The 9,699-nt window shown below is 57.7% G+C and carries 9 protein-coding genes; 4 read left to right on the top strand and 5 right to left on the bottom strand.

The genetic code is table 11. The features are described from left to right. Positions 1–207 precede the first annotated feature (207 nt). Entirely contained in the window at positions 208–2,388 is a 2,181-nt protein-coding gene (gene pta / locus AACS24_RS14490; protein ID WP_005339119.1) for a phosphate acetyltransferase, read from the bottom strand. A 55-nt stretch (positions 2,389–2,443) separates the two neighbouring features. Further along, positions 2,444–3,646, bottom strand: coding sequence for an acetate kinase (locus tag AACS24_RS14485; RefSeq protein WP_005339118.1), 1,203 nt, complete (start codon positions 3,644–3,646; stop codon positions 2,444–2,446). Between the two features lie 304 nt (positions 3,647–3,950). On the opposite strand from AACS24_RS14485, the gene yfbV reads away from it, so the two are divergent. Further along, positions 3,951–4,391, top strand: coding sequence for a terminus macrodomain insulation protein YfbV (gene yfbV, locus AACS24_RS14480; protein WP_043851809.1), 441 nt, complete (start codon positions 3,951–3,953; stop codon positions 4,389–4,391). A 59-nt stretch (positions 4,392–4,450) separates the two neighbouring features. Here the strand turns inward: yfbV and AACS24_RS14475 are convergent, their stop codons facing one another. From AACS24_RS14475 to AACS24_RS14465, 3 genes are all read right to left on the bottom strand, one after another. Further along, on the bottom strand, positions 4,451–4,951 hold the full coding sequence (locus AACS24_RS14475; RefSeq protein ID WP_041210400.1) for a YfbU family protein: 501 nt from the start codon (positions 4,949–4,951) through the stop codon (positions 4,451–4,453). Between the two features lie 163 nt (positions 4,952–5,114). After that, positions 5,115–5,579, bottom strand: coding sequence for a thioredoxin-dependent thiol peroxidase (gene bcp, locus AACS24_RS14470; protein WP_042031799.1), 465 nt, complete (start codon positions 5,577–5,579; stop codon positions 5,115–5,117). Positions 5,580–5,600: 21 nt separating this feature from the next. Continuing rightward, positions 5,601–6,134, bottom strand: a complete 534-nt coding sequence (locus AACS24_RS14465; protein ID WP_108571127.1) for a glycine cleavage system protein R — start codon at positions 6,132–6,134, stop codon at positions 5,601–5,603. Between the two features lie 204 nt (positions 6,135–6,338). On the opposite strand from AACS24_RS14465, the gene dapA reads away from it, so the two are divergent. The 3 genes from dapA to AACS24_RS14450 all read left to right on the top strand — a co-directional run bounded on the left by dapA (position 6,339) and on the right by AACS24_RS14450 (position 9,606). Then, positions 6,339–7,226 carry a 4-hydroxy-tetrahydrodipicolinate synthase gene (gene dapA / locus AACS24_RS14460; protein ID WP_033114918.1) on the top strand — a complete coding sequence of 296 codons (888 nt, stop codon included), beginning with the start codon at positions 6,339–6,341 and terminating at the stop codon, positions 7,224–7,226. After that, positions 7,219–8,343 (top strand): outer membrane protein assembly factor BamC, encoded by a 1,125-nt coding sequence (bamC, locus tag AACS24_RS14455; RefSeq protein ID WP_033114917.1) that lies wholly within the window; start codon positions 7,219–7,221, stop codon positions 8,341–8,343. Before dapA ends, bamC begins: the two co-directional genes overlap by 8 nt. Positions 8,344–8,502: 159 nt before the next feature. Then, entirely contained in the window at positions 8,503–9,606 is a 1,104-nt protein-coding gene (locus AACS24_RS14450; protein ID WP_181364189.1) for a phosphoribosylaminoimidazolesuccinocarboxamide synthase, read from the top strand. Positions 9,607–9,699 lie beyond the last annotated feature (93 nt).

Genomic DNA, 9,699 nt, shown 5'->3' with positions numbered 1-9,699 from the left:
ACAAGATATATAAAGACTTTTATCGGAACATACAAAATGGAAATTATTGTATGGCAGGGCGCGCACCCTCATAACGCACTCATACTTTTATCTATCTGATTCTGAATCTTCGGCTGCTTATGCTGCCTTCAGAAAAATTCCCCACAAAAAAGGCTGCTCACCTGGGGTGAGCAGCCTTTGTGATCGGTTTTTTCAGGCGGATGCTGATTAGGCTTGTTCGTCAGCCTGAGCAGCCTGGATACCGGTCAGGGCGATGGTGTAGACGATGTCGTCAACCAGAGCGCCGCGGGAGAGGTCATTGACCGGCTTGCGCATGCCTTGCAGCATCGGGCCGATGGAGACCAGGTCAGCGGAACGCTGTACCGCTTTGTAAGTGGTGTTACCGGTGTTCAGGTCTGGGAAGACGAACACGGTGGCTTTACCGGCAACCGGTGAGTTCGGCGCCTTGGACTTGGCCACGTTCTCCATGATGGCCGCGTCGTACTGCAGCGGGCCGTCGATGATGAGGTCGGGGCGCTTGGCCTTGGCCAGCTCGGTCGCTTCACGCACTTTCTCTACATCGGCACCGGCGCCAGAGGTACCGGTAGAGTAGGAGATCATGGCAACGCGCGGCTCGATGCCGAAAGCGGCAGCAGAGTCGGCGGACTGGATGGCGATCTCGGCCAGCTGCTCGGCAGTCGGATCCGGGTTGATCGCGCAGTCACCGTAGACCAGCACTTGATCAGGCAGCAGCATGAAGAAGATCGAGGAGATCAGGGAAGAGCCCGGCGCGGTCTTGATGATCTGCATCGGCGGACGGATGGTGTTGGCAGTGGTGTGCACCGCGCCGGATACCAGGCCGTCAACTTCGTTGCGCTCCAGCATCATGGTACCCAGTACCACGTTGTCTTCCAGCTGCTCGCGGGCAACCACTTCGGTCATGCCCTTGTTCTTGCGCAGCTCGACCAGACGCGGCACATAGCGCTCGCGAACAACAGCCGGATCGATGATTTCGACGCGATCGGTCAGAACCACACCCTGCTGCTCGGCAACGCGACGGATCTCTTCCGGGTTACCCAGCAGCACCGGACGGGCAATACCACGCTCGGCACAGATGGCGGCAGCCTTGATAGTGCGCGGCTCGTCGCCTTCCGGCAGCACGACACGCTTGTTGGCCTGACGGGCCAGCTCGGTCAGCTGATAACGGAATGCCGGCGGGCTCAGACGACGGGAACGGGTAGAGCTGACAGTCAGCGACTCGATCCAGTGCTTGTCGATGTGGCCAGCCACATAGTCCTGCACCAGCTCGATACGCTCGCGGTCATCTTCCGGAATATCGACGTTGAAGTTCTGCAGGCTGACAGCGGTCTGCCAGGTGTTGGTACCGGTCATCATGATCGGCAAGCCGGTGGCCATGGCCTGTTGGCACAGGGCCATTACCTGCGGCTCAGGATGATAGTTACCGGTCAGCAGCAGGGCACCCAGCTTGACGCCATTCATGGCGGAGAGGCAGGCAGAGACGATGACGTCAGAGCGGTCGCCGGAGGTGACCAGCAGGCTGCCCGGACGGAAGTGCTCGACCATGTTGTGGATGGAGCGGGCGCAGAAGGTCACGGTCTGCAGACGACGGCTATCCAGCTCACCCTTGTGCAGGATCTTGGCGGCCAGATGCTTGGCGAGATCCTTGGCGCGCGGAGCGATCAGCTGGGTGTTCCAGGGGATGCAACCCAGGATGCGCAGCGGGCTCTTGCCGAACACTTGCAGCACTTCCAGGTTGTGGGCAGCGTCAGAAGCGTGGTGATGGGCTTCAAACATCTCGGTCAGGTCAGGGCGGGTTACGCCATGCTCGTCAACCGGCGCGCCAACCTTGTTGATCACGCAACCAACGATACGGGGGTTGTTGACACCACCGAAGTTGGAGCAGGCCAGTTCGATGCGCTCTTTCAGCTTCTGGCTGGAGTCATGGCCCGGGTGGGTCACGAATACCATGTCAGCGTCCAGCGCCTTGGCAACGTCGTAGTTCAGCTTGTTGGCAAAGGGCTGCTTGTCGGTCGGCACCATACCTTCGACAACCAGCACTTCGGCACCGCTGGATTTCACGTGCTCTTCGAAGCGGGCAACGATCTCTTCCAGCAGGATGTCGGTGTTGCTGGAGCTGATCATGTTCTCGGCGTAGGAGAGGGTGAAGGGCTCGGGCGGATTGATGTTGGCAGCTGCGCGGATAACGGCGGTTGAGCGCTCGGCGCCGGTTTCACCCGGACGCGGCTGGGCAACCGGTTTGAAGAAGCTGACATTGACACCGTGACGCTCCATGGCGCGAACAACGCCAAGGCTTACGGAAGTTACGCCGACACCAGTGCCGACCGGGATAAGCATAATAGTGCGTGCCACTTTATACCCCTTGTTCATTTTTTGGGATCAGGAAAAGGCCGCCCTGGTGGGCGGCCTCGAGTTACTGCGTCAATTAAGCGCCGACCAGTTCCAGCGCGTCGTGGGCGATAACCCACTCTTCGTTGGTCGGGATAACCAGGGCCTTGGTAGAACCAGCCTTGGTGATCTCGCCACCCTTGCCGAAACGAGCCTTCAGGTTGGCGTCGTGATCGACGTCAAAGCCCAGCAGACCCAGCTTGTTCAGGGTGATTTCACGGATCGGGGCGGAGTTTTCACCGATACCACCGGTGAAAACAACGGCGTCCAGACGACCGTCCATGGCGGCAGCGTAGGCGCCGATGTACTTGGCCAGGCGATAGCAGTAAACGTCCATGGCACGCTTGGCTTCTTCTTTGCTGTCGTAGTTGTCTTCAACGAAACGGCAGTCGGAGGTGACTTCGGTCAGACCCTGCAGGCCGGACTCTTTGGTCAGCATGGTGTTGATATCGGCCACGCTCATGCCCAGCTTGTCGTGCAGGAAGAAGATGATGGCCGGATCCAGATCACCGGAACGGGTACCCATCACCAGACCTTCCAGCGGAGTCAGGCCCATGGAGGTATCAACGGATTTGCCGTTCTTGATGGCACAGACGGAACCACCGTTGCCCAGGTGGCAGTTGATGATGTTCAGCTCTTCAACCGGCTTGTTCAGCTGCTTGGCAGCTTCCAGGCTGATGTAGTAGTGGCTGGTGCCGTGAGCACCGTAGCGACGGATGCCGTTCTCTTTGTAGAGCTTGTACGGCAGAGCGTACAGGAAGGCTTCTTCCGGCATGGACTGGTGGAACGCGGTATCGAATACGGCCACGTTCTTGTCAGCCAGTGCCGGGAATACGCGGCGTGCTTCACGGATACCGATCAGGTGAGCCGGGTTGTGCAGCGGCGCGTACGGAACGGCGGCTTCGATGCCGGCGATCACGTCGTCACAGATAACGACGGAAGAGGTGAAGCGCTCACCACCGTGAACAACACGGTGACCGATGGCGATCAGGTTCTTGGACAGTTCCGGGTTGAGCGGCAGGATCTTGTTGACGATGAAGTCCAGCGCTTCCTGGTGAGCGGCACCAGCGCCCAGATCGGCACTGCCTTTCTCGCCATTCAGTTTCCACTTGATGCGGGCGTCGTCGAGGTTGAAGCACTCGGCCAGGCCGGACAGCAGGTCATCACCGGTGGTTGCGTCAATGACAGCAAACTTCAGGGAAGAGCTGCCACAGTTAAGAACAAGAACCAGCTTACTCATGAATAAATCCTATCGCAGATTGGGTTGTGTAGGCGGATGCGTTGGACGCCGGACGTCCAAAAACTTTCAACTTATCCTTATGAGGGTTGGCAATCTGTTGCTTGCCCCTTGTATAGTGATACAAGACCCGAAATCCAGACGTCCCTGACAGGTCAATAGCAAGATGCTTTTGACGCAAAAATGGGCGTACAAAGGATAACCCGATTGTTGAAAAATAACAAAGTCATCCTCAACCTTTGTTACTTTGCATCAAATTTTGTCGAGGTTTTGCCGTTAGTACGTTCAAAAAGCGCTCGGAGGTAGTATGAGCATGAACATTTTTGGAACTAAGTTACAGCAAGGCCGCCATTATATGACGCTTTGGCCGCGCCGTCCCGAGCTCAATTCGATGTTTCCTGAAAATCGGGTGATCAAGGCGACTGAATTCGCTCTCAAGGTGATCCCGGCGCTGGCGGTGCTCAGCGTGATGCTGCAGTTCCAGTTTGGCGAGCAGCACTACTGGCCTTCCGTCATCACTTCCGTGCTGTTTCTGCTCAGTCTTCCGCTGCAGGGTTACTACTGGCTCGGTCAGCGGGCTGACACCCGTTTGCCCCCGTCGCTGGCGAGCTGGTATCGGGAGATCAACGGCAAGATGAACGAGCAGGGCGGCCGCCGTCAGCTGGTCTCCCAGCCCCGCTATGAAGAGTTGGCCGATACCCTCAAGGCCGCCTTCCAGCAGCTCGATAAATCCTTTCTCTACGAATAACCCGATTCAGATGCAAAAAGGCGCCAGTGGCGCCTTTTTTGTTGTCTGGTGGCCAGCAATCAGGCTGCCAGCACTTTGCGGATCTCCTGGATGGAGAGCTTGTATTGACGTGGACACTGGCGCCATACAGTCAGCATCCGCTGGTATTTGTCGCGCATGGCGATGTCGCTGGAGAGCTCGTCGCACGGGCACTTGAGCTCGGGGAAGCGCTTGTCCACTTCCAGCAGGAAGCAGACATAGTCGGCCAGCTCCCGCTCCTGACTGCGGCTGTAGCCGTTGAACTCCAACCGGCTGGCGTTGATCTCGCCCTGATCTGCAGCATCCAGATTACCCCATGAGATGGCCAGCGCGTGGTGCAGCTCGAGGGTATCGATGACCTCCTGGCAGGTCGCCAGATCCAGATGGCCGAAGCTCTTCTCCAGCTCGAGGATCTGCAGGCAGTAGCCGCGCTCGATGATGGTGCTGGCACGCTGGTAGAAGTCCGCTTTCTCCGGATTGAGTTTTGCCAGAATTTCGTACTGGTTGCTCAGGATCAAACGCTCTGTGTTGCTCATGTTCATGGGATATCTCGCTGGAAGATGATTCTGGGGTCACGTTAACCCATATATAAAATGAATTTTTTGATCTGGGCGGGGGAGTTGGTGAGAAAAATCTTCAGGCAAGAGATGGCGTGCCAGAGCAAAAAGGCCTGCGTAGCAGGCCTTTTAATAATGCAGGGGAGGGTTACCCCTTGAGGAAATCCAGCACGACTTGATGGTGATCGCTGGTCTTGAACTTGTCGAAGTGGTGGGCAATTTTGCCCTCTTCGTCGATCAGGAAGCTCTGGCGGTGAATACCGTCATACTCCTTGCCCATGAACTTCTTCGGACCCCAGACGCCAAAGGCATCGGCGACGGCGTGATCCTCATCGGCCAGCAGGGTGAAGTTGAGCTGATCGCGTTCTTCGAATTTTTTCAGGCGCTTGGCCGGATCCGGGCTGATACCGAGCACCACCACATTGAGGGCGGCCAGCTCGGCGTTCACGTCGCGCAGGCTGCAGGCCTGGGTGGTGCAGCCGGGGGTCATCGCCTTGGGATAGAAGTAAACCAGCACTTTTTTGCCGCGCAGGGAGGAGAGTTGCAGCGGATTGCCGTTCTGGTCGGGCAAAGTGAAGTCGGGGGCGGGGCTGCCAGCTTGTAATGGTTGCATGGGTTCTCCTTGAGTGAGTGCTCAGGCGTGTTTGCGATTGACGATAAACTCGAACGATTCTGCGCCCAGTTCACGACAGAATTCGGCGAAGGCGGTCTGCGACCGTTCAACCTCTCCCTCTTTGGCCAGATTGAGCTGGAAGCTCATCTTGAGCAGGTTGAATGGCTGCTGTTCCAGGGTCATGGACTGCATCGCCTGAATGTTCCAGCCATGTTCGCTGAAGAACTGGGTGCATTGGCTTACGATGCCCGGTTCGTCGCGGATCAGGATCCTGACGCTGGCGCTCACGTCATACTGGAGCGACTGGTGGCGCTCGGTGCGCTTCATCATGGTGATGAGATCCCACTCCTGGCTGCGCAGGGGGAGGCTGATCTCGAGTTGCATCATGCTGTTCCAGTCGCCAGAGAGCAGCATGATAAAGGTGAATTCATTGCCGAAGATGCCAAGACGGCTGTCCACAATGTTGCAACCACAGCTACTGACGTGACGGGTCACTTCATTGACGATGCCAGGCCTGTCCGTGCCGATGGCCGTTACGACCAGATAGTGAGTCATAAATCTTCTCTCGTCCGTTATGTATCTTGAAAGCCGCACAGGATTGCCGATTTTCGGGCTGTTGATGGCCCGCAGCGAGGTGCTCCCCCGACTCTCATTTATTGCTTTTTGTGGCCGATGGTATCACGGCTTGTCCCCTCTCTCCCTTGTTTTTCAAAGGGGGCAGCTTTACCATTACGGCCCTGAAAATCGGGAGAAATATCCATGTTGCGCGGTAGTATTGTTGCCCTCGTTACCCCTATGCTGGCTTCAGGTGAAGTCGATTGGGCCAGTCTGGCCAAGCTGGTCGAGTATCATGTCAGCGCCGGAACCAGCGCCATTGTTGCGGTGGGAACTACAGGGGAGTCGGTGACCCTGAGCGAGCAAGAGCACATTGCCGTCGTTGAAAAGACCGTTGAATATGCTGCCGGTCGCATTCCTGTCATCGCCGGCAGTGGCTCCAACAATACTGCCCACGCCATCGAACTGAGCAAACGCCTGGCCAAAACCGGCGTGGTTGCTGGTCTCTCGGTGACCCCTTACTACAACAAACCCACTCAGGAAGGTCTCTATCGCCACTATTGTGCGATCGCCGAGGCTAGTGGTCTGCCCCAAATTCTTTATAATGTGCCCGGTCGCACCTGCTGCGACCTGAAACCGGAGACCGTGGCCCGTCTGGCCAAGGTGCCCGGTATTATCGGCCTGAAAGAGGCAACCGGCGATTTGAGTCGCACCCCGCTGCTGCGCGAGCTGTGCGGGCCGGATTTTGCCCTCTACAGTGGCGATGATGCCACTGGCTGTGATTTTATGCTGCAAGGTGGTGATGGTGTCATTTCGGTCACCACCAATATTGCAGCGGCCCAGATGGCCGACATGTGTCGTGCTGCGCTGGCCGGTGATGCCGGTCTGGCCCACGACATCAACAATCTCTTGATGCCGTTGCACAAGACTCTGTTCTGCGAACCGAGCCCCACCCCGGTGAAATGGGCCTGTGCCCAGCTGGGATTGATTGCAACAGCAACCTTGCGTCTGCCGCTGGTTGAACTCTCTCCCGAGGGTGAACAGCTGATGGCGCGAGCACTGACCACTGCGGAGTTGATGGCGAGTGTTTAAATCAAATGGAAAGGGAAATAGTGCCCGTCTGGTGCTGACTGTTGCGACCGCCGCCGTGCTGGCCGCGTGCAGCACGCCCCAGGATCGCAAAATGGCAAACCGCGACTTCGGTTATGAAGATGCCCGCCTCGAGGGCCGTGCATTCCTGATCCCGTCAGGATTGAGCGCCCCCGCCTTCAACAGCCAGTTCGATATTCCGCCGTTGCCCGAGAGCAGCCGTGACGGTGCTCTCGGCGCCAAGATCGACGTGCGTCCGCCCGCCCAGCTTCTGACTGTGGTACCGGGTAGCCAGGTCGTCCAGAATGCCAGTGAACCTACCATCGCCTACTATGCCCTGAGCACCAGCCAGAGCGTGGAGCGCGACACCTGGTCGTTCCTGATGAACTTCCTGGCCAAGTACAAGGTCACTACCGAGAAGCTGGACCAGCAGGCCGGCGTGCTGCAGACCGGCTGGTTTGACAACACGGTCGCTCTCGATGGCTGGGGTGAAGATGACGACGATTTCAAAATCCGTCAGCGTTATCAGTTCACCGTGCGCAACGATGCTGCGCGTCATGCCGTCAACATGTCGGTACGGGTACTGGATCACGAAGAGAGCTTCGATGGCGAGACCACTACCCAGCTGAGCCCGGCTGAAGCGCAGCGTTATGCCGTGCGGGTGCTCAACCAGTTCTCTCTCTATTACGACAGCCAGCTCAAGTCCCGCGAACAGCACAAGTCCAACGATGGCATGGGGCTGGAACTGGGTCTGGACAACAACGAGCTGAGCGCCTGGATTGCCGATGGCTCCTTCGAGCAGGTGTGGCGCCGTCTCAACCAGGTGCTGCCGGGTTACGGCTTCGTCATCAAGGATACCCAGCAGTCGCTGGGCTGGATCGACGTCGAGTATGAAGCCCCGTCCGCCGAGTTCTGGAAGGCGAAAGGGAGCGAGCCGTTCAAACTGGAAGAGGAGAAGTACCGCTTCCAGCTGGGTGAAATGGCGGGAGGTAAGACCTCCATCACCCTGTTCGACAAGGACAAGAAGCCGGTGTCGTCCGGGGTTATCTCCCAGATGTACATCAGCATGTCCGAGGCGTTTGCCAAAGGACTGGCTGCACAGGCAGCAAAATCAGAATAAATACAGGGGCCTTGTGCCCCTGTTTTTTTATCTCTGCACGGCTGGCGAGCCACTCAATGTGGATGCCGGCGTGCAGGGCACGGATTGATTACCCCCAACGAGAGCGGAGCTTGCGGCTCCTCTCTTATTACCCCCCACAAACAGGAAGTGTTATTAGCCATGAGTCTTGCAGACCAAGTATTGGCGGTGAATGACGATTTGCCGATCCGTACCGATAAGCCTGTCCATTCCGGTAAAGTGCGTAGCGTCTACTGGCTGACCGCCGCAGACAGCGCCCGTCTCATTCGCGAGAAGGGTTATGACGTGCCAGCGGATGCGCCGCTCGCCATCATGGTGATCAGCGACAGGATCTCTGCCTTCGACTGCATCTGGCAAGGTGTGAACGGGCTGAACGGCGTACCGGGCAAAGGAGCGGCGCTCAACGCCATCTCCAGCCACTGGTTCAAGCTGTTCAAGGAGAAGGGGCTGGCCGACAGCCACATTCTCGACATCCCGCACCCCTTTGTCTGGATCGTGCAAAAAGCCCGTCCGGTGATGATCGAGGCGATTGCCCGCCAGTACATCACAGGTTCCATGTGGCGTGCCTACAAGGATGGCGAGCGCGAGTTCTGCGGCATCACCCTGCCGGAAGGGCTCAAGAAGGATCAGAAGCTGCCGGAGATCCTCATCACCCCGTCCACCAAGGGCGTGCTGAAAGGACTGGATGGCGTGCCGGAAGCGGATGACGTCAACGTCTCCCGTGCCGATATCGAACGCCACTACAAGGGCTTCAACTTCAGCAAGCCGGCCGATATCGACCGCTACGAAGCGCTGCTCAAAGAGGGCTTCAACGTTATCAGCGACGCGCTGGCCGAGCTGGATCAGGTGTTCGTCGATACCAAGTTCGAGTTTGGCTACGTCCACGATGCCGCCGGCAACGAAAAGCTGATCTACATGGATGAAGTGGGTACCCCCGACAGCTCCCGCATCTGGGATGGCGCCGCCCTGCGCGACGGCCAGATTGTCGAGAAGTCGAAAGAGGGTTTCCGTCAGTGGCTGCTCAACCACTTCCCGGATCCGGACATCCTGCTCAACAAGAACCGCATGCCGGAACGCTTCGCCCTGGCCCGCGACAACAAGCTGCCGACCGAAGTGATGATGGATATCTCCAGCACCTACGTCGGGATCGCCGAGAAGATCATCGGCCACAAGCTGGAGCTGTCGGCCAACCCGAAGCAGGAGATCATCGATATCCTGCGCGCGCAGTACGGTCTGATCGACTAAGAGTTGCTCTCTTTTTTGTCATCGAAAAATAAACGTTTGCCGATGACGAAGGAGAGACACAGAGAAACAGACGGGCCCCATAGCGGGGCCCGT

It is taken from the genome of Aeromonas sp. HMWF016 (assembly GCF_963878195.1).
In the GTDB taxonomy this organism is placed as follows: domain Bacteria; phylum Pseudomonadota; class Gammaproteobacteria; order Enterobacterales; family Aeromonadaceae; genus Aeromonas; species Aeromonas lacus.
The sequence above is the reverse complement of the archived record's forward strand: the minus strand, read 5'-3'. Positions and strand labels throughout refer to the sequence as shown.

Coding starts and splice junctions, on each gene's coding strand:
- pta (WP_005339119.1), bottom strand. CDS start 2,388: ATGAACAAGGGGTATAAAGTGGCACGCACTATTATGCTTATCCCGGTC.
- AACS24_RS14485 (WP_005339118.1), bottom strand. CDS start 3,646: ATGAGTAAGCTGGTTCTTGTTCTTAACTGTGGCAGCTCTTCCCTGAAG.
- yfbV (WP_043851809.1), top strand. CDS start 3,951: ATGAGCATGAACATTTTTGGAACTAAGTTACAGCAAGGCCGCCATTAT.
- AACS24_RS14475 (WP_041210400.1), bottom strand. CDS start 4,951: ATGAACATGAGCAACACAGAGCGTTTGATCCTGAGCAACCAGTACGAA.
- bcp (WP_042031799.1), bottom strand. CDS start 5,579: ATGCAACCATTACAAGCTGGCAGCCCCGCCCCCGACTTCACTTTGCCC.
- AACS24_RS14465 (WP_108571127.1), bottom strand. CDS start 6,134: ATGACTCACTATCTGGTCGTAACGGCCATCGGCACGGACAGGCCTGGC.
- dapA (WP_033114918.1), top strand. CDS start 6,339: ATGTTGCGCGGTAGTATTGTTGCCCTCGTTACCCCTATGCTGGCTTCA.
- AACS24_RS14450 (WP_181364189.1), top strand. CDS start 8,503: ATGAGTCTTGCAGACCAAGTATTGGCGGTGAATGACGATTTGCCGATC.